This window comes from Streptomyces sp. HNM0575, assembly GCF_012726265.1.
Lineage (GTDB): Bacteria > Actinomycetota > Actinomycetes > Streptomycetales > Streptomycetaceae > Streptomyces.
In genome coordinates this window covers 1-23797 of record NZ_JAASAG010000022.1, presented here as the reverse complement: position 1 = coordinate 23797, position 23797 = coordinate 1, and the positions used below count along the sequence as shown (strand labels likewise).

The window sequence follows — 23797 nt, the reverse complement described above, 5'->3', positions numbered from 1 at the left end:
CGGAAGCGTGACGCGGACCGTCACCACATGGTTTCTGGAACAGACCGCTCCGGAAGACCTGGTCGGCGTCCGCAGCGCGGACGAGCCGTCCGGTCTGCGGATCGTACGGGCCGAGGTGCCCGAGCCCGCCTTCAGCCGCTTCCTCTACTCGGAGGTCGGCGAGGACGTGGAGTGGACCGACCGGCTGCCGTGGCCGCGGGAGCGGTGGCGCGAGTGGCTGGAGCGGCCCGGCGTGGAGACGTGGGTGGCCTACGAACAGGGCACTCCCGCCGGGTACATCGAGCTGGACGGTGCGACCGGGGACACCTCCGGGCGCGGCACCCGGCCCGGGGCCTCGGTGGAGGTCAGCTACTTCGGCCTGCTGCCCCGCTTCCGGGGACGGGGCATCGGGAAGCGGCTGCTGGCGTACGGGGTGCGCCGGGCCTGGGACATGGCCGCACGCTGGGAGGGGCGGCTGCCGACGGCGCGGGTGTGGTTGCACACATGCAGCAAGGACGGCCCGTACGCGCTGCGCAACTACCAGCGGCGCGGCTTCCGGATCTTCGCCAAGGAAGTGACGAAGGAGCCCGCACCGGCACCGGCACCGGTGGCGGCCGCCGGGGGCAGGGCGGTGGACGGAGCCGCCGTCGCGGTACGGGCGCCGGGGCCGCGCCCGGCGCCGGACTGAAGAGCCGTGCCGAGGAGCGGGACCGGCGGGCCGGACCGGCGGCCGGGTCGGCGGGCCGGAATGACGAGCGGGCGCACCGTCACCGCGCCCTCCGGGACACCGTCCGGGACACTGTCCGGGGCACCGTCCGGGACGCCTCCGACCCCGTTCACATTCCGGGACAGGTTTGTCCACATCATGGATATCGGTGGACTGCCAGTTCATCACCGTGCGACGCTTCCGTCATGTCTCGTGCTGGAATCGCCTTGGTGAGTCGACGCCACGTCGACTTCGGCCGTATGTCCAGCGCCATCTGTCGCGCGGGCTGACAGTCCCAGCACCGCCGACCAGAGCCGCCCTCACCGTCGCGGGCACCCCCGACCGAACTCCCCTGGGCCAGGCGGCCCGGGAGGTTCCTCCAGGGGGACCGTGCTCTCCCAGACTGAACCGCAGCGGCCGACCCCTGCCCTCCGCCCGTACTGGCACGCGCCACGTACCGGAGGAAGCGGACCTCGCCGCGCGCGCCTGCCCGTGCTGACCTGTACGTCTTCGACGACCCGGCTGTGCCCTGCCTTCCCGGCTGCCCGGCCGGGGACGGCGCCCCGAGGACACCCGAAGTACCCGAAGGACATCCGCCATGGCCGACACCCCCAAGCGTCCCGCTTCCGCACCGAGCCGCCGCAAGGCCGGACGCCACCGCGGCGAGGGTCAGTGGGCCGCTGGTCACTTCACTCCGCTCAACGGCAACGAGCAGACCAAGAAGGACGACGACGGTCTCAATGTGCGGACACGCATTGAGACGATCTACGCACACCGCGGGTTCGACTCGATCGACGGGGCCGACCTGCGCGGACGCATGCGCTGGTGGGGCCTGTACACCCAGCGCCGGCCCGGGATCAGCGGCGGCAAGACCGCCGTGCTGGAGCCGGAGGAGCTGGACGACGAGTACTTCATGCTGCGCGTACGCATCGACGGCGGGCAGCTCACGACGCGGCAGCTGCGCACGGTCGGCGAGGTCTCCCAGGAGTTCGCCCGCGGCACCGCGGACATCACCGACCGGCAGAACATCCAGTTCCACTGGATCCGCATCGAGGACATGCCGGAGATCTGGCGCCGGCTGGAGGGCGTGGGCCTCTCCACGACCGAGGCCTGCGGCGACACCCCGCGCGTCATCCTGGGCTCGCCGGTCGCCGGCATCGCCGCCGACGAGATCATCGACGGCACTCCCGCCATCGACGAGATCCACCGCCGGGTCATCGGCAACCCCGCGTACTCGAACCTGCCGCGCAAGTTCAAGACCGCGGTCTCCGGCTCGCCGCTGCTCGACGTCGCGCACGAGATCAACGACGTCGCGTTCGTCGGCGTCGAACACCCCGAGCTGGGCCCGGGGTTCGACGTGTGGGTCGGCGGCGGCCTGTCCACGAACCCCAAGCTGGGCGTGCGGCTGGGCGCCTGGGTGCCGCGCGACGAGGTCGCCGACGTGCACGAGGGCATCGTCTCCGTCTTCCGCGACTACGGGTACCGGCGGCTGCGCACCCGCGCCCGCATCAAGTTCCTGGTCGCCGACTGGGGCGCGGAGAAGTTCCGCCAGGTGCTGGAGGACGAGTACCTGCTGCGCAAACTGGCCGACGGGCCCGCGCCCGAGGCGCCCGTGGAGCAGTGGCGCGACCACGTCGGCGTCCACGAGCAGCGCGACGGCAACTACTACGTGGGCTTCGCGCCGCGCGTCGGCCGTATCGACGGAGGCACGCTCGCCAAGATCGCGGACCTCGCCGAGTCGCACGGCTCGAGCCGCGTGCGTACCACCGCAGAGCAGAAGATGATCGTCCTCGACGTCGCAGGGGACCGGGTGGAGTCGCTGACGGAGTCGCTGGAGACGCTCGACCTCACCGCCCGTCCCTCGGTCTTCCGGCGCGGCACCATGGCCTGCACCGGCATCGAGTTCTGCAAGCTGGCCATCGTCGAGACGAAGGCCCGCGGCTCGTCGCTGATCGACGAACTGGAGCGCCGGATGCCGCAGTTCGACGAGCCGGTCACCATCAACGTCAACGGCTGCCCCAACTCCTGCGCCCGCATCCAGGTCGCCGACATCGGGCTCAAGGGCCAGCTCGTCACGAACGCCGACGGCGAGCAGGTCGAGGGCTATCAGGTGCACCTGGGCGGCTCGCTCGGCATGGAGCCGGGCTTCGGCCGCAAGGTGCGCGGGCTGAAGGTCACCGCCGAGGAGCTGCCCGACTACATCGAGCGCGTGCTGCTCAACTTCCAGGAGCAGCGCGAGGACGGCGAGCGCTTCGCCCAGTGGGCGGCCCGCGCGGAAGAGGGCGCCCTCAAATGAGCGAGCCTCGGGGCGCGGCGTCGGCTGGACCGAGGAACCGCACAGCGACGAAGGAGCGAGCAGTGACGAGGGAAGCCGACGCGTCAAAGCGCACCGAGGCTGAGCGGGGAACACAGCGAGCGAGCCTCGGGGCGCGGCGTCGGCTGGACCGAGGAACCGCACAGCGACGAAGGAGCGAGCAGTGACGAGGGAAGCCGACGCGTCAAAGCGCACCGAGGCTGAGCGGGAGACACAGTGAGCGGGCGTGCCGCGCCGTTCTACTGCCCGTACTGCGGCGACGAGGATCTGCGCCCCTCCGAGGAGGGGCACGGGAGCTGGGAATGCGCCGCGTGCAACAGGGCGTTCAAGCTCTCGTTCCTCGGGCTGCTGGCCAGGGGCTTGCAGCGCGGGGAGGACGGGACCGCCCGGGAAGGAAACCCGAAGTCATGACCACAGCCGCTCAGCAGCGTTCCGCGGCACAGCTGCGGCGGCTCGCGGAGGATGCGGGCCGTGAGCTGGAGGACGCACCGGCGCTGGAGGTGCTGCGCTGGGCCGCGGACACCTTCGGCGACCGCTTCTGCGTCACCTCCTCCATGGAGGACGCGGTGGTCGCGCATCTCGCGTCCCGGGTCGCCCCGGGCGTGCAGGTCGTGTTCCTCGACACCGGCTACCACTTCCCGGAGACCATCGGCACGCGTGACGCCGTCGCCGCCGTGATGGACGTCGAGGTGGTCACGCTGACGCCGCGGCAGAGCGTCGCGGAGCAGGACGCCGAGTACGGCCCGAAGCTGCACGACCGCGACCCCGACCTGTGCTGCGCGATGCGGAAGGTGGCGCCGCTGGAGGAGGGCCTGCGTGAGTACGACGCGTGGGCGACGGGTCTGCGCCGCGACGAGTCGCCGACCCGGGCGGCCACTCCCGTCGTCGGCTGGGACGAGCGCCGGCAGAAGGTCAAGATCTCGCCGATCGCCCGCTGGAATCAGGCCGATGTCGACGCGTACATCGCGGAGCACGGCGTGCTGACCAATCCTCTGCTCTCTGACGGTTACGCCTCGGTGGGGTGCGCCCCGTGCACGCGGCGCGTGCTCGAGGGCGAGGACGCCCGGGCCGGACGCTGGTCGGGCCAGGGCAAGAGCGAGTGCGGAATCCACCTGTGAACGCGGGCGTGGGCGTGAACATGGGCGTACACGTGGACGAGTACGCGGACGCGGTGAACTCCGCGGCGGAGAGCGGGAGATGACTCGGAAGATGACTGCAACGACCCCGGCGGCGGCGACGGTCGCGGCGGAAGCGGCTGCCCCCGCGGCAGCGGCCGAGGCGCAGCGGGAGACCGCGGAGGGCGCCGAGACCGCAGAAGCGGCGGAATCCGCCGAGACCGCGCCGGCCGGTGCTGCGACGGGCGCCACGGTCTGGCTCACGGGACTGCCCAGCGCGGGCAAGACGACCATCGCCACCGCGCTCGCCGCGCAGCTCACCGCTCGGGGCCGCCGCGTGGAGGTGCTGGACGGCGACGAGATCCGCACCTTCCTCTCCGCCGGTCTGGGCTTCTCCCGCGCGGACCGCGATCTGAACGTGCAGCGCATCGGCTTCGTCGCCGAACTGCTCGCCTCGCACGGCGTGATCGTCCTCGTCCCGGTGATCGCTCCGTACGAGGACAGCCGGGCGGCGGTGCGCGAGCGCCATCAGGCCGCCGGCACCGGCTACTTGGAGGTGCACGTCGCCACTCCCGTGGAGGTGTGCTCACAGCGTGATGTGAAGGGGCTGTACGCGCGCCAGGCCTCGGGTGAGATCTCCGGACTGACGGGTGTGGACGACCCGTACGAGGCCCCCGAGAAGCCGGATCTGCGGATCGAGGCGCACCGGCAGGGCGTGGAGGAATCCGCTGCGGCGCTGGGCGCGCTGCTGAGTGAGAGGGGACTGCTGTGAGGACGGCTGTCACGGCGCTGGAGGAGCGGGACGACCCGTATGCGCTCTCGCACCTGGACGCGCTGGAGTCGGAGGGTGTGCACATCTTCCGTGAGGTGGCGGGTGAGTTCGAGCGTCCGGTGATCCTCTTCTCCGGCGGCAAGGACTCCATCGTCATGCTGCACCTGGCCCTCAAGGCCTTCGCTCCGGCGCCGGTGCCGTTCGCGCTGCTGCACGTGGACACGGGGCACAACTTCCCCGAGGTGCTGGAGTACCGCGACCGCGTGGTGGCGCAGCACGGTCTGCGGCTGCACGTGGCCTCCGTACAGGAGTTCATCGACCGCGGCGAGTTGAAGGAGCGGCCCGACGGCACCCGCAACCCGCTTCAGACCGTGCCGCTGCTGAACGCCATCGAGTCGAACCGCTTCGACGCGGTCTTCGGCGGCGGACGCCGCGACGAGGAGAAGGCACGCGCGAAGGAGCGGGTCTTCTCCCTGCGCGACGAGTTCGGCGGCTGGAACCCGCGGCGGCAGCGGCCCGAGCTGTGGCAGCTCTACAACGGCCGCCACGCGCCCGGCGAGCACGTGCGGGTCTTCCCGCTGTCGAACTGGACCGAGCTGGACGTGTGGCAGTACATCGCCCGCGAGAAGATCGAACTCCCCGCCATCTACTACGCGCACGAGCGCACCGTCTTCTCCCGCTCCGGCATGTGGCTGGCGCCGGGCGAGTGGGGCGGTCCCGGCGACGGCGAGCGGGTGGAGCAGCGCAAGGTGCGCTACCGCACCGTCGGCGACATGTCCTGCACCGGCGCCGTCGACTCCGACGCCGACAGCATCGAGAAGGTCATCACCGAGATCGCCGCGTCGCGGCTCACGGAGCGCGGCGCGACGCGTGCCGACGACAAGCTCTCCGAGGCCGCCATGGAGGACCGCAAGCGCGAGGGGTACTTCTGACCATGGACACTTCTGCGTTCTCCGGCGCGGACTCCGACTCGGCGCTCGCGGCGACCTCGCTGCTGCGCTTCGCCACCGCCGGCTCCGTGGACGACGGCAAGTCCACGCTCGTGGGGCGGCTGCTGCACGACTCCAAGTCGGTCCTCGCGGACCAGCTGGAGGCGGTGGAGTCCGCCTCCCGCAGCCGCGGCCAGGAGGCGCCCGACCTGGCGCTGCTGACGGACGGGCTGCGCGCCGAGCGTGAGCAGGGCATCACCATCGACGTTGCGTACCGCTACTTCGCCACGCCGCGGCGGCGGTTCATACTCGCCGACACCCCGGGCCACGTGCAGTACACGCGGAACATGGTCACCGGCGCCTCCACCGCCGAGCTGGCCGTCGTACTCGTCGACGCGCGCAACGGCGTCGTGGAGCAGACCCGCCGGCACGCCGCCGTGGCCGCGCTGCTGCGCGTCCCGCACGTCGCGCTCGCCGTCAACAAGATGGACCTCGTCGACTACGACGAGGACGTGTTCGCGGGCATCGCCGAGGAGTTCACCCGCTACGCCGCCTCCCTCGGCGTCCCCGAGATCACCGCCATCCCCATCTCGGCGCTCGTCGGCGACAACGTCGTGACCGCGTCGGCGCACATGGACTGGTACGGCGGGCCGACGGTGCTGGAGCACCTGGAGACCGTCCCCGTCACCGACGATCCGAGCGACGACCCGGCGCGCTTCCCCGTGCAGTACGTCATCCGGCCGCAGACCCCGGAGCACCCCGACTACCGCGGCTACGCGGGCCAGATCGCCTCCGGGCTACTGCGCGTCGGGCAGCCCGTGACGGTGCTGCCCTCGGGCCGTACGTCCGTGATCGAGGGCCTCGACGTACTGGGCCAGTCCGTGGACGTGGCCTGGGCACCGCAGTCCGTGACGGTGCTGCTCGCCGACGACCTCGACATCTCGCGCGGCGACATGATCGTGCCGTCGGACGCGACCGTCACCGCCAGCCAGGACCTGACCGCGACCGTCTGCCACCTCCACGACACCCCGCTGACGCCCGGCGCGCGCGTGCTGCTGAAGCACACCACCCGCACCGTGAAGGCGATCGTGAAGGAGATCCCCTCCCGGCTCACGCTGGACGACCTGTCCCAGCACCCCGAGCCGGGGCGACTGGTGGCGAACGACATCGGCCGCGTCGTGCTGCGCACCTCCGAGGCACTGCCCGTCGACGCGTACGCCGACTCGCGCCGCACCGGCTCCTTCGTGCTCATCGACCCCGCGGACGGCTCGACGCTGACGGCGGGAATGGCCGGGCACGCCTTCGCGGACGCCGTACGGGAGACGGCGGAGGCCGAGGCCGGACGCGGCGCGGACGACGACGGCTGGGACTTCTGAGGTTCCCGCCGGAAGGAAAGCGAAGGACGAACGGACCCAGCGCCATGCACCACGCGACACGGCACGCCACACGGCACGCGACGCAGCTCGCGGCACGGCTTGCGGCAGGCCCGGCGGCGACCACCGCGGGCAACGCCGCAGGCACACAGGCACGGCCCGCCGCAGGCCCCGCTCTCGTGGTCGTCGCACACGGCAGCCGCGATCCGCGGCACTCCGCGACGGTCGCGGCGCTCTGCGCCCGTCTGCGGGCGCTGCGCCCCGGACTGCGCGTGGAGGCGGCCCATCTGGAGTTCAACACCCCTTCGGTGCCACGGCTGTTGGAGCGGCTGCACGCGGAGGGCGTACGCGACGTCGTCGCGCTGCCGCTGCTGCTCAGCCGCGCCTTCCACGCCAAGTCCGACATCCCCGCCGTACTGCACGAGGCGACGTCACGGCTGCCGAGGCTGCGCGTGAGGCAGGCGGAGGTGCTGGGTCCGCATCCGCTGCTCGTCGGCGCGCTGGAGCGGCGGCTGCGCGAGGCGGGGCTCACGGCGGACCGGCACCGCTCGACGGGCGTCGTCCTCGCCTCGGCGGGCTCCTCCGACCCGGAGGCGATCGCAGTGATCGCACAGACCGCGCGGGAGTGGCGGCGTGCCGGTGGCTGGTGCGCCGTGCGTCCTGCGTTCGCCTCCGCCTCCCTTCCCCGTACCGAGGACGCCGTACGGGGGCTGCGCGCCGACGGTGTGGAGCATGTCGCGGTGGCGCCGTACGTGATCGCGCCCGGGTATCTGCCCGACCGCATCCGCAACGGCGCGCTCCAGGAGCGCGCGGACGTGCTGGCGCCCGTGCTGGGCTCCGCGCCCGAGCTGGCGTCGCTGATGGCGCTGCGGTACGACGAGGCGGCGGCACGGGGGCCGCTGGCGCTGAGCGCCTGAACGAGGCGGGATCTGAACGAGACGGGCCTGAACGAGGGGGCCTGAACAACGCGGAGCGAACGAGCCCGGGCCCGGGCCGGGACCGCTTAGATCCGGCGGGCCGTCCTCAACAGGCGGTCCTCGACGGTCACTTCTCGACGAGCCGGTCCTCGACGGGCCCGCTCCTGAACGGACCGGCCTCGCCGGGCCGGTCCTCGAAGAACCCGGCACGCTTGCCGCTCTCGACGAGAGGCCGCAGCCGTCATGTCATCCGACGGCTGCGGCCTCCTCATCGCTGCGGCCTCACGGCCACGGCTACGGCCTCAACGCTGCCGCGCCCCGCGACCAACCCGCGGCAGCCTCAACGGGCCCTGCCCGGCTCGTACTTGTAGCCGACGCGGCGGACGGTCACGATCGTCTCCCGGTACCGGCCGAGCTTGCGGCGCAGCCGGGCGATGTGCACGTCGACCGTGCGGCCGTCCCCGACGTGGCTGTAGCCCCAGAGCGTCCCCACCAGATGGCCGCGGGTGTGCACCCGCTGGGGATTCGCCACGAAGTGCGCCAGCAGCTCGAACTCCAGGTATGTCAGGTCCAGTTGGCGCCCGTCCACGTGCGCGGTGTGCCGCTCGGGGTCGACGTGCACGCCGGAGCCGGGGTCGGCCGGGGCCTGAGCCGCGGTGCCTGCCGAACCACCGGACGCGGTGCCGGCCGAGCCACCGGACGCGGCGTCGGCCGAACCGCCGGCTCCGTTGTGCGGTGCTGCGTGGGCCGGGGCGTGCGCGGCAGAGGGCGTCTCGGCAGCGACCGCTTCGGCGCCCGCGGGCTGCTGTATGGGCGGATGCTGCGCCGGCGGAGCCGGCGGCTGCTCGGCGGGAAGCAGGGGGCGGAATCGGGCTCTCGTGCCGTCCGCGGTGAACAGCTCGGTGGGGTCCGTGCCTTCGGGGACGAGCACGACATAGCCCACGACGGGCGCCTGTTCACCGGGGTGCGCACCGTCGCCGTCGCCCGCGTCCTTCGCGGTCCCCGGTTCCCCGGGTGCGGACTCGTCGACGATGCGGAGATGGCGTGCGGCTGAAAGTGCGGAGGTCATCGGGAGGGCTCCTTCGCGGAGAGTTCTCGTGGGTGAGCGCATACCGGCGAATCCGCGTCCCCGCGTACGAACGGCCGTGAGCGGCACCGCATTTCGGCCGTGCCGGAATCACGTGGTGCGGGCGTACGAACAGCCTTGAGTGCGGGCGGGGAATGCGTCCGGCCGGAGATGCGGCGGAAATCGGGAATCGGGAATCCGGTGGTGAACAAACCGTCGGCCGGGGGCGGCAGTTCGGCGCCCTCGCTCAGGCCGGCGGAGGAAGAACCGCAGCTCGGATCGGTCCCGCCGGGGGCGGAGCCGAGAGCAGAGCGGAGGCGGAATCAGGGAGCGCGCGGCTCAGGAGCCGGCGGCACAGATTGCGCTGGCGTGCCGTCGAAGGTCGACGTGCAGGCGCGCTACGAGCTTCGCAGACTGATTCACGGAATTGAGCATGACAGCAATTACGGTACGGCGTCAACGAATGGGACGCGACGTCTCGAATAGCGGATGAGGCCCGGCCGGGAGCCCCTGAGACGGCCGGTGGCCCTGGACAGAACGCAGCCGCCCGCCGCACTCGACGAGGAGCGCGGCGGGCGGCGTCGTGCGTGAGCTGTCCGCTCAGCAAGCGTGCCCGGAGGTCACTTGCTGTTGACGTTCAGCAGCTCGTTCTTGGTGCCCGAGCTCGGGTTGGATATCGCGTCCTTGGTCGCGGCCTTGCTCAGGCCCTTGGCGACGTCCGCCGGCTTGGCGTCCTTGTTCTCGCCGAGGAAGAGAGCCGCGGCACCCGCGACGTGCGGGGAGGCCATCGAGGTGCCCGACAGCGTCTCCGTGGCGCTGTCGCTGGTGTTCGTCGCGGAGACGATGTCCACGCCCGGCGCGTAGATGTCGACCAGCTTGCCGAAGTTGGAGAAGTCGGCCTGCTTGTCGGTGTCGTCGCTGGCGGCGACCGTGAGGGCGTCCTTCACACGGGCCGGGGAGCTGTTGTCCGCGTCCTGGCTCTCGTTGCCGGCGGCGACGGCGAAGGTGATGCCCGCGTCGACGGCCTTCTGCACTGCCGCGTCCAGCGCCTCGTCCTTCGGACCGCCGAGCGACATGTTGGCGACGGACGGGCCCTTGGCGTTCTTGGTGACCCAGTCGATGCCCTTGACGACCTGCTCGGTCGTGCCGGAGCCCTGGTCGTCCAGGACGCGCACGGCGACGATGTTGGCCTTCTTGGCGACACCGTGGGCGCTGCCCGCGATGGTGCCCGCCACGTGCGTGCCGTGGCCCTGGCCGTCGTCCGCCTTGCCGCCGTCGACCGCGTCGAAGCCGGACTTGGCGCGCTTGCCGAAGTCCTCGTGCGTGAAGCGGACGCCGGTGTCGATGACGTACGCCGTCACGCCCTTACCGGCGCTGTTCGGGAAGGTGTACTTCTTGTCGCCCTTGGTCTTCTCCTGGTCGATGCGGTCCAGGCCCCACGACGGCGGGTTGGACTGCGTCTGGTTCACGCTGAAGGTGTGGTTCTGCACGACCTTCGCGACCTGGGAGTTGCCGGCGAGCTGACGGGCCTCCTTGGCGCTGAGGCCCTTGGCGGAGAAGCCGTTGATCGCGGAGTCGTAGGTGTTCTTGACCTTGCCGCCGTACTGGTCGGCCAGGTCGCTCCCCGCGGACTTCACGGAGTTGGCACCCTTGCTGTCCTTCAGCATGACGATGTAGCTGCCGTCGACCGCGCCCTTGGCCTTCGTGCCGAAGACGTGGCCCTCGGCGGGAGAGGCACCGGCGGGCAGCGTCAGCAGCGTCGCCGCCCCGACCACCGCCGCGGCGACGCCGGTCGCCAGAGTGATACGGCGCCGCCTGGCGGACTTCTCCGGGCTTCTGGGCGTGTTGGTTGCCATGACGAGGGTCCTCCTCGTGAGGTGTGGGGGGTTTTGGTCACGTTGTCAGCCCCGGTGCACAGCGGTGATGATCCGCAACCGGGACTCGAAACACTGTCTGATTGATCCGCTCACCTCAAGCCGTATGAGCGGGTGTGACATAGGCAACTTTCGGGGTGGCACGGCAAAGCGCCCTGTATCCCTCCAAGTTGACCTGACGAGGCATCACTTCGGTCAGATATCTGACCGGACTGACTCACCCGGGAGCAATTCACGCCGGGACCTTCACAACTCCCGCCTGGACCTTCACGTATCGCCCTCCGGAGGGCGATACGCCCCGAGTCGCCGCGAGTCGCCCGGAGTTCGGCCCCGGGCTTCAGCTCGCGAGTTCGATCAGCCGCTGGACCGTACGCCAGTTGCGGCCGGTCATCGTCACCTTGGGACGTACGGCCTCCAGCGCGGCCGGAAGCTTACTGCGGCCCATCCCGTCCGGAAAGTAGCAGTACACGGCGCTGCCGATGTGCTCGAAGGTGTCCGGAGCGAAGTCCGCGGCGTCCACGGAGTCGAAGTGCCCCTTCTCCGGGGGGTCTTCGAGGAAGAGCACCTGAAGCTTCGCCGGGTCCAGCTCCGCCGCGGGATAGGGGCAGGCGTCCGCGACCGCGCGCAGTTCCTCGGCCGTACGGATCAGGCAGCGGACCTCGAACCCGAAGTGCCCGGCGACCGCGCTCTCCAGGCGGCCGCCCGGGTCGGGGTCGTCCGTGGTGAAGACCGCGTTGCCGCTCTGGAGATAGGTGCGGACCCCGGTCCACCCCAGTCCCGCCATGACGTCCCTCAACTCGGCCATGGGCACCTTCTTGTGGCCGCCCACGTTGATCCCCCGCAGTAGCGCCGCATACGTCGTCATGGGCGGCAGCTTAGAAGAGGCACGGCATGCCCGGTGCCCGGCCGCCGGTTCACGAGACGGGGCGGGAGTCCGTCCAGGCGGTCTCGAACTCCTCGCGGTAGGTCTGGAACAGGCCCTGCACGCCCTCGTCCTGGGGCTTCTGCTGCTCGGCGCGCTGCTGCACGAGATCGCGCCCCCCGCCGCGCAGCACCAGCACCGGCGCCTCCATCCCGCGCACGCGCCGCAGATACGACTGCACCACCGCGAGCCCGTCCGCGCCGTCGCCGTCGACCATGTACGCGGAGAAGCGGGGCGTCTCGTCGAAGACGTGGATCTCGAAGGCGGCGGTGTCGCGCAGCCGGGCGCGCACCCGCCGCATGTGGAGAATGTTCATCTCGACGGTGCGGCTCAACTCGCCCTTCTTTATGCCCAGTTCGCGCTCCCGGCGGCGTACGGCACTGCTGGCCGGGTTGAGGAAGAGCAGCCGCAGCCGGCAGCCGGACGCCGCGAGGCGCACCAGCCGGCGCCCCGAGTAGTTCTGCACGAGCAGGTTGAGGCCTATGCCCATGGCGTCCAGGCGGCGTGCGCCGGCGAAGAGGTCCTCGGCGGGCAGGCTCCGCTGGAGGCGCACCCGGTCGGAGTGGACGCCCACGACGTCCGCGAAGCGGTCGCCGACGAGGTCCTCCACCGCGTCGACGGGCAGCCGGTGGGCGGAGGGCGTCTCGTCGCCGGAGGCCCCGAGCATCTCCAGCAGCCGGGCGCACGTGCGCTCGGCCTGTGCGAGGACCGTCTCGGACAGCGCGCGGTTGCGGGCGACGGCGCTGCGCGCCACCTCCAGCTCGTCCAGGGCGAGTTCGACCTCGCGGCGGTCGTCGAAGTACGGCTCGAAGCACGGCCAGTGCTGCACCATCAGCTCGCGCAGCTGCGGCAGCGTGAGGAAGCAGAGAACGTTGTCGTCGGCGGGGTCGAGGAGATAGCCCTTGCGGCGGCTCACCTCCCGTACCGCCACGGCCCGCTGCACCCACTCCTGACCGGCCGGGCCCGCCGCCGCGATGACCCACTCGTCGCCGTGCACCGGCTCGTAGATGGGGCGCAGCACGGCGGAGACGACCGCGCGCAGGCGCTGTTCGACGAGATTCAGCCAGATGTAGGCCCGTCCCGCGCGACGGGCTCGGGTGCGCACCTCGGACCACGCGTCCGCGTCCCAGTCGAGGTCCGCGCCGATCTCCATGGGGCGTGCCAGTGACACCGCACCGGCCGGCGCGCCGGCGGCCTCCCCGTCACCGTCGTCGCCGCTTTCACCTGGGGGGAGCTCAAGCCCTCCCGCACCCACCCGCGCACCGCCTTCCTGACCCTGTTGAGCGATCAAGGAAGACTACTGCGGCCCTGGAGAGGCCGCACCCTGAACCCCCATCAACTTGCCCCGCCCGTACGGCCGTACGAGGGATTGCCGCCCACTGTGCCACCCGCTGCCCCGTCCCTTTCGCGCCACCTGCGCAAGGATGCCCCGGTGCGGCGGCGGCAGCGGCCGCACGGTGCCGGCCCGCGCGCCGGCCGGAAGGCCTCAGACGGCAGGAGGAGAGCATCGCATGCAGGTCTGGCCGGGAGACGCCTACCCCCTCGGGGCGACCTACGACGGCGCGGGCACCAACTTCGCCGTCTTCTCCGAGGCCGCGCACCGCGTCGAGCTGTGCCTGCTGGACGAGGCGGGCCGCGAGTCGCGGGTGGAGCTCCGCGAGCACGACGGCCATGTGCGGCACGCCTATCTGCCGGGCGTGGGGCCGGGGCAGCGCTACGGGTTCCGGGTGCACGGCCCGTACGAACCGGGGCGCGGGCTGCTCTGCAACGCCGCGAAGCTGCTGCTCGACCCGTACGCCAAGGCGATGAGCGGAAGCGTCGAGTGGCACGAGGCACTCTACGGCCACCGGTTCGACGACCCGGACGTGCGCAACGACCTCGACTCGGCGCCGTACACGATGACTTCGGTCGTGATCGACCCCGGCTTCGACTGGGGCGACGACCGGCCGCCGCGAACGAGCCCCGAACGCACCGTCGTCTACGAGGCCCATGTGAAGGGCCTGACGATGCTGCATCCCGGCGTCCCGCCGGAGCTGCGCGGCACGTACGCGGCGCTCGGGCACCCGGCGGTCGTCGGCCACCTGAAGCAACTCGGCGTCACAGCACTGGAGTTGATGCCGGTGCACCAGTCGGTCACCCGCCAGGGCCTCGCCGGGGCGGGCCTGGCCGACTACTGGGGCTACAACACCATCGGCTTCTTCGCACCGCACGACGCCTACGCCTCCCGCGGCGAACTCGGCGGGCAGGTGCGGGAGTTCAAGCAGGCCGTGCGCGCGCTGCACGACGCGGGCATCGAGGTCCTGCTCGACGTCGTCTACAACCACACGGCGGAAGGCGGTCATCTCGGTCCCACGCTCTCCTTCCGGGGACTCGACAATCCCTCGTACTACCGGCTCGGTGACGATCCGCGCTACTGCACCGATACGACGGGCACGGGTAATTCACTGTTGATGCGCAGCCCCCACGTCCTTCAGCTGATCATGGACTCGCTGCGCTACTGGGTGACCGAGATGCACGTGGACGGTTTCCGCTTCGACCTGGCGGCGACGCTGGCGCGGCAGTTCCACGAGGTGGACCGGCGTTCGTCCTTCTTCGACCTGGTGCAGCAGGACCCGGTCGTCAGCCGCGTCAAGCTGATCGCCGAGCCCTGGGACGTGGGAGAGAACGGCTATCAGGCAGGCAACTTCCCTCCCCTGTGGAGCGAATGGAACGGCCGCTACCGCGACACCGTGCGGGACCTGTGGCGCGGAGAGCCGGGCACGCTCCCCGGGTTCGCGTCCCGGCTGACGGGCTCCAGCGACCTCTTCCGGCACGGCCGGCGTCCCACGGCCTCGGTCAACTTCGTTACGTGCCACGACGGTTTCACCCTCCACGACCTCGTCGCGTACGACGGCAAGCACAACGAGGCGAACGGCGAGGACGGCAGGGACGGCGAGGACCACAACAGGTCGTGGAACTGCGGCGCCGAGGGCCCCACCGGCGACCCCGACGTACAGCGGCTGCGGCGGCGGCAGATGCGGAACCTCGTCGCGACGCTGATGCTGTCGCAGGGCGTCCCGATGCTCTCCCACGGCGACGAGTTCGGACGCACGCAGCGCGGCAACAACAACGCCTACTGCCATGACGGCGAACTGACGTGGGTGCACTGGCCGGAGCCGAAGGAGAGCGGTACGCGGGCGGACGGCGGCGATGCGGACCAGGACAGCGGCGCGTACCCGGACGGGGGCGCAGCGGACCGGGACGGGGGCGGCGCGTACCGGGACGGGGGCGGCGCAGACCCGGACGGGGGCGGTGCGTCCGGTCGCGAACTCCGCCCGGAGGGCGACCTGTTCGCGTTCGTCTGCGAACTCACCGCCCTGCGCCGCCGCCACCCGGTCTTCCGGCGCCGCCGGTTCCTCCGCGGCTCCGGGCCGGAGGCAAGCGACGACGCCGTCTCCCAACGGCCCCCGGACATCGCCTGGTTCACCCCGGCCGGCAAGGCGATGACCGACGCCGACTGGCACGACGAGAGCGCCCGCTCCCTGACGGTGCTCCTCGACGGCGGCGCGATCCCCGAACCGGACCGGCGCGGCGAACCGGTCACGGACGACTCGTTCCTGCTGCTGTTCAACGCCCATGCGGAGGCAGTGGAGTTCACCGTCCCGCACGGACCCGGCTCACGGCCCGGCGACCCGGCGGACGGGCGGCCCTGGCGGCTCGTGCTGGACACCGCCGCAGAGGCGCCTCCGTCGCAGCAGGAGGACCGCGCTGCGGCGCCCGGCGAGCGGATCGCGCTGACCGCCCGCAGCATGGCGGTGCTGCGGCTGCCGTACGTCAGAACCGGGCGGGCGGCTCCAGCGAAGGCGGCGTGGACAGCGCGAGCTTGAAGCCGATCTGCCCGAACCTCACCACGTCGCCCGGCCGCACCCGCACAGAGCCCGTCACCCTGCTGCCGTTGACCCACGTCCCGTTGCTGGACCCCAGGTCGCGCAGCTTCCAGCCGTCGCCGGTGGCGCGCAGCTGCGCATGCGTACGGGAGACGGTGAAGTGGTTGAGCCGCAGCATCGAACCGGGCGCCCGGCCGATGGAGTACGCATGCGAACCCGGCCCTGGAAGCAGTAGCTCCGGCAGCCGTTCGGACTGCCACGCGTCGCGCACGGTGCGCGGAAAGGAGAGCAGCCGTGCGATGCCTTCGACGAGCCAGCGCTTGCGGGGCCGCCGCGTCGGCAGGTCGTGCAGCACCGGGTGCAGCTCGCCGTGCCACTGCGCCTGGAGGATCACGTGCATGCGCCGCTCGAACGTGTTGTGCGAGATGCGTCCCTCCGCGGCGCCCTCGCGCAGAACCTCCAAAGCCCGCTCCCGGTCGGCGTCGGACAGCCGCGGCGGGTAGGCACCGGACTCCAGGGATGTCATGTACAGCATTCTCAGCGCCCCAAAACCCCCTGTCCAGGCCCGGCCTCGCGCAGTAGCGGAACCAAGACATCCAACTCACCCACTGCCCGCGGCAAACCCGGCAGACGGAGCCGACGGGCATTCACGGAAAACTCCGTGGACGTCCTCGCGGAGGCCCGATAGCTTGCGAGCACTCCCCCGGCCCACGGACCGGGGAAGGATGCCCAGGAAAGAGGAGAGGAGGCGAGAGCCGATGTGCACCGCACCGTCACACCCGCGCTCCCTCCCCCTCGGCCCCATGGCCGGGGGCGGCTCCTCCCACCGGGCATCGTCCAGGAACAGGCACCCGCACTAGCCGGCGGGGCGCCTGCCGGGAGCGCAACACACCTCCCGGAAGGACCACTTGACCATGACCGGCATGACCGGAGATCTCGTCGTACGCACGCTCGGGGAGTCCGAGGCCCGCGACGTCTTCACTTCTCTGCACGATCCCGGCGCGGTGGGCGGGGCTCTGCTCGGCCGCCCGTACAACACCCTCCGCGGGGGCGGCGAACACCGGCCCGAGTGGACCTGGGTCGCCGAGCGCGCGGGACATGTCGTCGCACGGGCCGCCTGCTGGGCCGGGACCGGCGACGAACGGCCCATGGTCATCGACTGGTTCGACTTCGCCCCCGGTGAACACGACGCGGGCGTACGGCTGTTGCGCGCCATGTCGCCGAAGGTGGAGTACGAACTCCTGCTGCCGCCGGGCTGGCGCACCGACCCCTCCGTACGGGCCGCGGCCCGGGCCCGCATCGACGCGGCCTCGGACGCGGGCTGGACCCCGCTCGTCGAACGCTTCCGCTACCTGTGGACCCCGGAGTGCGGATTGCCGGAACGACCGGGGCGTCTCGCCTTCCGGCCCGAACCGGACGACGAAGTGGTCCTCGACGTGCTGCGGCAGATCGAGCACGGCACCCTCGACGCGCACGCGCGGCAGGCCCTCGACGCCGAGCACGTAGGTGAGGGCGTCACCGCGGCGGGCATCGAGCGTGCCGCCCGTGAGGACCTCGGGCATCTGCGGTGGATGGCCTCGTACGGAGGGCGCAAGTGGTGGCGCCTGGCGTACACGCCGGATGGCCGGACGGCCGGTGTGCAGGTGCCGGGCCGCACCCCGAGCGGCTTGGCGGTCGGCTTCATCGGCGTCGTGCCGGGGCAGCGCGGCAACGGCTACGCATACGACCTGCTCGCGGAGTGCACCCGGCAACTCGCCGCGGAGGGCGCCACGTCGATCGCGGCTTCCACGGATCTGGGCAACGCCCCGATGGCCGCGGCGTTCGCGAAGGCGGGCTACCCGGTCGTACAGCACCGCTTCTGCATGTCCCCGCCGGACGGCCGGACATGACCCGTCGGACGCGCGGAACTGCGGCGCCCGGGAGCCGCAGGAGCACATGAACGGGCGCCCGCGCTCCGGGAGTCGGAGCGCGGGCGCCCGTACGGGGCTGCCCGGCCCGGGGCCGTCAGGCCAGGTCGAACCGGTCGAGGTTCATGACCTTGTCCCACGCGGCGACGAAGTCGTGCACGAACTTCTCACCCGCGTCGTCGCAGGCGTACACCTCGGCGAGCGCCCGCAGTTCCGAGTTCGACCCGAAGAGCAGGTCGACGCGGCTGCCGGTCCACTTGACCTTGCCCGTGGCGGTGTCGCGGCCCTCGTAGGACTCGGCGGCCTCCGACGCCGGCTCCCACTGCGTGCCCATGTCGAGCAGGTTGACGAAGAAGTCGTTCGTCAGCGAGCCCGGGTTGGAGGTGAGCACGCCGAGCGAGGACCTGTCGTAGTTCGCGTCCAGGACGCGCAGACCGCCGACGAGCACCGTCATCTCGGGCGCGCTCAGCGTGAGCAGGTTCGCCCGGTCGATGAGCAGGTACTCGGCGGGAAGCCGGTTGCCCTTGCCGAGGTAGTTGCGGAAACCGTCCGCGCTCGGCTCCATCGCCTCGAAGGAGTCCACGTCGGTCTGCTCGGCGGAGGCGTCGGTACGCCCCGGGGTGAAGGGCACCTCCACGTCGTAACCGGCCTGCTTGGCCGCCTTCTCGACTCCCGCGCAGCCGCCGAGGACCACGAGGTCGGCGAGCGAGACGCGCTTGCCGCCGCTCTGGGCGGAGTTGAAGGACTCCTGTACGGCCTCCAGCTTGCCCAGGACCGCCGTCAGCTGCTCGGGGTTGTTGACCTCCCAGCGGTTCTGCGGCTCCAGGCGGATGCGGGCGCCGTTGGCGCCGCCGCGCTTGTCGCTGCCGCGGAACGACGAGGCCGCCGCCCACGCGGTGGAGACCAGCTCGGCCACCGACAGACCGGAGTCCAGGATCCGGCTCTTCAGCTCGGCGACGTCGCCGGCGTCGATCAGCTCGTGGTCGACGGCGGGCACCGGGTCCTGCCAGATCAGCGTCTCGCTCGGCACCTCGGGGCCGAGGTAGCGCTGGATCGGGCCCATGTCGCGGTGGGTCAGCTTGAACCAGGCGCGGGCGAAGGCGTCCGCGAACTCCGCCGGGTTCTCCTTGAAGCGCCGCGAGATCGGCTCGTAGACCGGGTCCATGCGCAGCGCCAGGTCGGTCGTGAGCATCGTCGGGGCGTGGGTCTTCGACGGGTCGTGTGCGTCGGGGACGGTGCCGGCGCCGGCGCCGCCCTTCGGCTGCCACTGGTTGGCCCCGGCGGGGCTCTGCGTCAGCTCCCACTCGTAACCGAAGAGGATCTCGAAGAAGCTGTTGTCCCACGTGATCGGGGTGTCCGTCCAGATGCCCTCAAGGCCGCTGGTGATGGCGTCACCGGCGACGCCGGTGCCGTGGCCGCCCTTCCAGCCCAGGCCCTGCAACTCGAGGGGCGCGCCCTCCGGTTCGGGGCCGAGGTTGCTGTCGGGGGCCGCGCCGTGGGTCTTGCCGAAGGTGTGGCCGCCGGCCACCAGTGCGACGGTCTCCTCGTCGTTCATCGCCATGCGGCGGAACGTCTCACGGATGTCGCGCGCGGCCGCTATCGGGTCGGGATTGCCGTTCGGGCCTTCCGGGTTGACGTAGATGAGGCCCATCTGGACCGCGGCGAGCGGGTTTTCGAGCTCGCGGTCGCCGCTGTAGCGCTCGTCGCCGAGCCAGGTGGTCTCCGGACCCCAGTAGACGTCCTCGTCGGGCTCCCACACGTCGGGACGGCCGCCGGCGTAGCCGAAGGTCTGGAAGCCCATCGACTCCAGGGCGACGTTCCCGGCGAGGATCATCAGGTCGGCCCACGACAGCTGCTGCCCGTATTTCTTCTTCACCGGCCACAGCAGGCGGCGGGCTTTGTCCAGGTTCCCGTTGTCCGGCCAGGAGTTGAGGGGGGCGAAGCGCTGCTGGCCGGCCCCGCCGCCGCCACGGCCGTCGCTGATGCGGTAGGTGCCCGCGCTGTGCCAGGCCATGCGGATCATGAACGGGCCGTAGTGGCCGAAGTCGGCCGGCCACCAGTCCTTGGAGTCCGTGAGGACCTCGGCGATGTCCTGCTTCACGGCGGGCAGGTCGAGGCTCTTGAACGCCTCGGCGTAGTCGAAGTCCTCGCTCATGGGGTTGGCCACGGCGGTGTTCTTGGCGAGGATCTTCAAGTTGAGGCGGTTCGGCCACCAGCCGCGGTTGCCGCCGCCCTGAGTCGGGTGAGGGGCGCGGCCGTGCACGACCGGGCAGCCACCTCCGCTCTCCGTGCTCGCCTGCTCGACGACTGCGTCATTGTTCTCAGACACGGAAATCCTTCCACGTGGATCAGGGTTGATCAGAAATCGGGTACGGCGGAACAGCCCGGGCACAGGCCCGAATACGTGACCTCTGCCTCGTCGATCTCGAAGCCGTGGTCTTCCGACGCGGTGAGGCAGGGGGCCTCGCCCACGGCACAGTCGACGTCGGCGACGGCACCGCATGAACGGCACACCACGTGGTGGTGGTTGTCGCCGACCCGCGCCTCATAGCGCGCCAAGAAGCCGGGCGGCTGGATCCGCCGCACGAGACCGGCGGCGGTGAGCGCGCGCAGCACGTCGTAGACCGCCTGGTGGGACACCCCGCCGAGCTCCTCACGCACGGCACCGATGATCGATTCGGTCTCGGCGTGCGGATGTACGTGCACCGCGTGCAGAACCGCCACCCGGGGCCGCGTGACACGCAGAGCAGCCCCGCGCAGCATGCGCTCGAAGTCCGAGTTCGTTGGCACGGTCGGAAGCGTGCCTCATTTTCTGGAATCAATCAAGAATCTGCACCGACGAGGGCTGTCACCAGGTCGTCCGGCCTCTGCGGCTCGGAGTCCCCCGGCCGATCCGGCACCTGCGGCTCGGAGTCCCCCGGCCCGGTCCACGAAGCCCGGGCCGCCCGGTCCCGGCCGGTCCAAGAGCCCGCCGCGCTAACCGTCCAACGCCATCCGCACGCCGAGCGCCAGCAGCACGCCGCCGGACACCTGCTCCAGCCGGCGCCGCACTCCCTCGCGCGAGAGCACGCGGCGCATCCGCCCCACGAACCATACGTACATCCCGTAGTAGCCCACCTCGAAGACCGCCCAGAGCGCCGCCAGCGAGACCATCAGCGGGAGTTGGGGCGCACCCTCGGGGACGAACTGCGGGAGGAAGGACATCGCGAAGACGGCGGCCTTCGGGTTGGCGAGGTTCAGCAGCAGCCCCGCGCGGTAGGACCGCCAGGCGCGCTCCCCGGCCGGTGCCGGTGCGCCGGGCGGTGCCGGTGCGCCGGCCGGTGCCGGTGCGCTGGGCGCCGTGTCGAGGCCGCCGCCCCGGCGCGCCGAGCGCATCGCCTGCACACCGAAGACGATCAGCACGGCCGCGCCGCCGAACCGCAGTGCCTCGTACGCCAGTTGGGACGCGGCGAGCAGCGCCGTCAGCCCGAAGGCGGCGACGAGGCCCCAGATGAAGACCCCCGTCTCGTTGCCGAGCACGGTCATGAAGCCCGAGCGGCGGCTGCGCAGCGAACTGCGGACGATCAGCACCGTGCTGGGGCCGGGCGCCATCGCGATCAGCAGACAGGCGCCGAGGAAGGAGAGGAGGGTGGCGGGCATACGGGCCATCCTGGCGGGGCGCGGTTCCCGCCGCGAACCGTTTTCCGGGCGGGTACGCGGGTACCGACGGGACCGTTGCGCTCCCCCGCTCCCCCGCTCCCCCGCTTCCCCGCCGCTCCGACCGGCGACCGGCTGCTGACCAGCGACCAGCGACCAGCCGCCGTACGAGGCTCAGTCGCGCACCGCCTCCGCTGCGTCCGCAGCCTCGCGTTCGCCCTGCCCCGGCAGGAACGAGGCGATCAGCAGCCCCGTCAGCGCCGCTCCAGCCGCGATGAGGAACGAGACGCGGAAGCCGCTCTCCGTGGGGACGTGGGCGCCGCCCAGCGGGACGCTCATGCGCGCCAGTACGACGCCGACGACGGCGCTCGACGAGGACGTACCGATCGAGCGCATCAGGGTGTTGAGCCCGTTCGCGGCGCCCGACTCCGACTTCGGGACGGCACCGATGATGAGCGCGGGCATGGCCGAGTAGGCGATGCCGATGCCGGTGCCGATGAGGACCGCGGTGAGCACGACCTGCCACACGGCGCCCATCAGGACCGTGCCGGTGAGATAGGCGACGGCGAGGATCACCAGCCCCGACATCAGCGAGACCTTCGGGCCGCGGGCCTCGGATATGCGCGCGGAGAGCGACGAGACGAGCATCATCGCGAAGCCCATCGGCGCCACGCACAGGCCGGCGACGACCAGGGGCTGCCCGAGCCCGTAGCCGGTGGCCCGGGGCAGCTGAAGCAGCTGCGGCAGCACGAGGGTGGCGGCGTAGAAGGCGAGCCCGACGGTGATGGAGGCCAGATTCGTCAGCAGCACCTGACGGCGGGCCGTGCTGCGCAGGTCGACAAGCGGCTCGCGCACGCGCAGCTCCATCAGGCCCCACAGCACGAAGACCACGGGCGCGGCGGCGAAGAGGCCCAGCGTGAGCCCGCTGCTCCAGCCCCAGTCGCCGCCCTTGGATATCGCCAGCAGCAGCGCCACGAGCCCGGTGGTCAGGCCCAGCGCACCGGGCACGTCGAAGCGTCCGCCGGTGCGCTGCGCCGACTCGGGCACGACGGCGACCACGATCAGCATGGCCAGCGCGCCGAGCCCCGCGGAGCCGAAGAACAGCACGTGCCAGTCGGCCTGCTGTGCGATGTACGCGGCGGCGGGCATCGCCAGCGCCCCGCCCACGCCGAGCGACGAGCTCATGAACGCCATCGCCGAACCCAGCCTGTCCTGCGGCAGTTCGTCCCGCATGATGCTGATGCCGAGCGGGATGACGCCCATCGCGAACCCTTGCACGGCCCGGCCGGTGATCATCGGCACGAGGGACGACGTCACGCCGCACAGCAGCGAGCCCATCACCATCGCCGCGAGGCTGACGAGGATCATCCGGCGCTTGCCGTAGAGATCGCCGAGGCGCCCCATGATGGGCGTGGCCACGGCGCCGGAGAGCAGCGTCGCGGTGACGACCCAGGCGGCGTCGGACGGAGCGGTGCCGAGCAGCGCGGGCAGCCTGGCGACGACGGGGACGAGCAGCGTCTGCATGACCGCGACGGAGATACCGGCGAAGGCCAGCACCGGGACGACCCCCCGGCGCGGCACATCGCCGGAGGCCGGTCCTCCGGAGGACGGGCCTCCGGAGGACGGGCCTCCGTAGGTACGGGACCGCCCGCCGCCGTCGGGCCCGACGCCGCCCTCGCTTCCCTGGCCGGAACCGCGGGAGCGGGCGGTCGAGGACGGGACGGCACTGCTGGCCTGGGTCATGCGGACTCCGGATTCGGTCGTGACGCGGCGGTACGGGACGTAAGGGCGGTGGTGCGGGACGTAAGGCGGTGCGGGACGGGCGGCGGGCGGCTGCGCGTACGGCAGAAACCTCGGGGCGGCCGGGACCGCCGGGGCCGTTCGGGCTCCCGGGGCGGCCGGCCCGGACGGAGGCCCGGGCCGGGTCGGCAGGACCGCCGCGATCCATTGCAACGTACAAGCGAACCGCCGCCCCCCGCCTCGCTATTCCGTGCCGCCGCCACAGCACCGTACGAGGGGGCGCGGGAGCGGTCGACCGGGTTTCCCGGCGGCCAGCGTGGGAAGTGCACGCATGACGGTGTGGTCCGTCCACCGTCCCCGAGCCTGCGGCCGTGCCCGCGCCCGCCCGGACCGAGTCCGCTTGGCGAAGCACGGCGGAGGCTTCCGTTCTCCGGCGTCTCCGCCTGCGAGGACGTACGTATGAATCCCCGTCCGGAAGGCCCTCCGTGAGCGACACCGTCGAAAAGCCCGCACGTCCCGGCGCCGAGCAGGGCCCGCCGTCGAAGCGCGACAAGCGGGAGGGTCGTCGTGGTCGTCGGGGGCGTTATCGGGATCGTCGTGGGCGTCGTGGTGGGCGTGAGGATGCTGAGCCGCAGGTCGCTGAGGATGATGTGCTGATCCCGGTGGCGGGGATTTTGGACA

At 71.6% G+C, this 23797-nt stretch carries 20 protein-coding genes; 11 read left to right on the top strand and 9 right to left on the bottom strand.

Features of this window, described 5'->3' with window-relative positions:
* Positions 1-7: 7 nt before the first annotated feature.
* The 8 genes from HCC61_RS29690 (at position 8) to HCC61_RS29655 (ending at position 8105) form a co-directional block, all read left to right on the top strand.
* The gene (locus HCC61_RS29690; RefSeq protein WP_169140937.1) at positions 8-667 is read left to right on the top strand and encodes a GNAT family N-acetyltransferase; all 660 of its coding nucleotides are present in this window, start codon (positions 8-10) and stop codon (positions 665-667) included.
* 616 nt (positions 668-1283) lie between these two features.
* Positions 1284-2981 (top strand): nitrite/sulfite reductase, encoded by a 1698-nt coding sequence (locus HCC61_RS29685; protein ID WP_169140900.1) that lies wholly within the window; start codon positions 1284-1286, stop codon positions 2979-2981.
* A 234-nt stretch (positions 2982-3215) separates the two neighbouring features.
* Positions 3216-3410: a hypothetical protein gene (locus HCC61_RS29680; protein WP_169140898.1), complete on the top strand. Its 195-nt coding sequence runs from the start codon at positions 3216-3218 to the stop codon at positions 3408-3410.
* Positions 3407-4117: a phosphoadenylyl-sulfate reductase gene (locus HCC61_RS29675; RefSeq protein ID WP_169140896.1), complete on the top strand. Its 711-nt coding sequence runs from the start codon at positions 3407-3409 to the stop codon at positions 4115-4117. The genes HCC61_RS29680 and HCC61_RS29675 overlap by 4 nt, the downstream gene beginning before the upstream one ends.
* 91 nt (positions 4118-4208) lie before the next feature.
* On the top strand, positions 4209-4886 hold the full coding sequence (gene cysC / locus HCC61_RS29670; protein WP_169140894.1) for an adenylyl-sulfate kinase: 678 nt from the start codon (positions 4209-4211) through the stop codon (positions 4884-4886).
* Positions 4883-5818 (top strand): sulfate adenylyltransferase subunit CysD, encoded by a 936-nt coding sequence (cysD, locus tag HCC61_RS29665; RefSeq protein ID WP_169140892.1) that lies wholly within the window; start codon positions 4883-4885, stop codon positions 5816-5818. The genes cysC and cysD overlap by 4 nt, the downstream gene beginning before the upstream one ends.
* A gap of 2 nt (positions 5819-5820) precedes the next feature.
* Positions 5821-7191: a GTP-binding protein gene (locus tag HCC61_RS29660; RefSeq protein WP_169140890.1), complete on the top strand. Its 1371-nt coding sequence runs from the start codon at positions 5821-5823 to the stop codon at positions 7189-7191.
* Between the two features lie 44 nt (positions 7192-7235).
* Positions 7236-8105 (top strand): sirohydrochlorin chelatase, encoded by an 870-nt coding sequence (locus tag HCC61_RS29655; protein ID WP_169140888.1) that lies wholly within the window; start codon positions 7236-7238, stop codon positions 8103-8105.
* A gap of 340 nt (positions 8106-8445) precedes the next feature.
* On the opposite strand, the gene HCC61_RS29650 is transcribed toward HCC61_RS29655, so the two are convergent.
* From HCC61_RS29650 to HCC61_RS29635, 4 genes are all read right to left on the bottom strand, one after another.
* On the bottom strand, positions 8446-9174 hold the full coding sequence (locus HCC61_RS29650; RefSeq protein ID WP_240969413.1) for a winged helix-turn-helix domain-containing protein: 729 nt from the start codon (positions 9172-9174) through the stop codon (positions 8446-8448).
* Between the two features lie 617 nt (positions 9175-9791).
* Positions 9792-11027: a S8 family peptidase gene (locus HCC61_RS29645; RefSeq protein WP_169140886.1), complete on the bottom strand. Its 1236-nt coding sequence runs from the start codon at positions 11025-11027 to the stop codon at positions 9792-9794.
* A 355-nt stretch (positions 11028-11382) separates the two neighbouring features.
* Positions 11383-11910 (bottom strand): DUF1697 domain-containing protein, encoded by a 528-nt coding sequence (locus HCC61_RS29640; RefSeq protein ID WP_169140883.1) that lies wholly within the window; start codon positions 11908-11910, stop codon positions 11383-11385.
* A 49-nt stretch (positions 11911-11959) separates the two neighbouring features.
* Positions 11960-13222: an SAV2148 family HEPN domain-containing protein gene (locus HCC61_RS29635; RefSeq protein ID WP_169140933.1), complete on the bottom strand. Its 1263-nt coding sequence runs from the start codon at positions 13220-13222 to the stop codon at positions 11960-11962.
* A 256-nt stretch (positions 13223-13478) separates the two neighbouring features.
* Between HCC61_RS29635 and glgX the strand changes: the two genes are divergently transcribed.
* Positions 13479-15833, top strand: a complete 2355-nt coding sequence (gene glgX, locus HCC61_RS29630; RefSeq protein WP_169140881.1) for a glycogen debranching protein GlgX — start codon at positions 13479-13481, stop codon at positions 15831-15833.
* On the opposite strand, the gene HCC61_RS29625 is transcribed toward glgX, so the two are convergent.
* Positions 15781-16359: a DUF1707 and FHA domain-containing protein gene (locus tag HCC61_RS29625; protein WP_169140879.1), complete on the bottom strand. Its 579-nt coding sequence runs from the start codon at positions 16357-16359 to the stop codon at positions 15781-15783. The genes glgX and HCC61_RS29625 overlap by 53 nt on opposite strands.
* A gap of 397 nt (positions 16360-16756) precedes the next feature.
* Here HCC61_RS29625 and HCC61_RS29620 point away from each other — a divergent pair, with 397 nt between their 5' ends.
* The gene (locus HCC61_RS29620; protein ID WP_169140931.1) at positions 16757-17722 is read left to right on the top strand and encodes a GNAT family N-acetyltransferase; all 966 of its coding nucleotides are present in this window, start codon (positions 16757-16759) and stop codon (positions 17720-17722) included.
* Positions 17723-17837: 115 nt separating this feature from the next.
* Here the strand turns inward: HCC61_RS29620 and katG are convergent, their stop codons facing one another.
* From katG to HCC61_RS29600, 4 genes are all read right to left on the bottom strand, one after another.
* Complete coding sequence (katG, locus tag HCC61_RS29615; RefSeq protein WP_169140877.1) at positions 17838-20069, bottom strand: catalase/peroxidase HPI; 2232 nt, start codon at positions 20067-20069, stop codon at positions 17838-17840.
* Between the two features lie 29 nt (positions 20070-20098).
* Positions 20099-20503: a Fur family transcriptional regulator gene (locus HCC61_RS29610; RefSeq protein ID WP_206323184.1), complete on the bottom strand. Its 405-nt coding sequence runs from the start codon at positions 20501-20503 to the stop codon at positions 20099-20101.
* A gap of 213 nt (positions 20504-20716) precedes the next feature.
* Positions 20717-21379 (bottom strand): LysE family translocator, encoded by a 663-nt coding sequence (locus HCC61_RS29605; protein ID WP_169140873.1) that lies wholly within the window; start codon positions 21377-21379, stop codon positions 20717-20719.
* A gap of 171 nt (positions 21380-21550) precedes the next feature.
* Positions 21551-23119, bottom strand: coding sequence for an MFS transporter (locus HCC61_RS29600; RefSeq protein ID WP_169140871.1), 1569 nt, complete (start codon positions 23117-23119; stop codon positions 21551-21553).
* A 482-nt stretch (positions 23120-23601) separates the two neighbouring features.
* Between HCC61_RS29600 and HCC61_RS30340 the strand changes: the two genes are divergently transcribed.
* Positions 23602-23797: hypothetical protein (locus HCC61_RS30340; RefSeq protein ID WP_206323191.1), on the top strand; the 196-nt coding region annotated here is incomplete at its 3' end.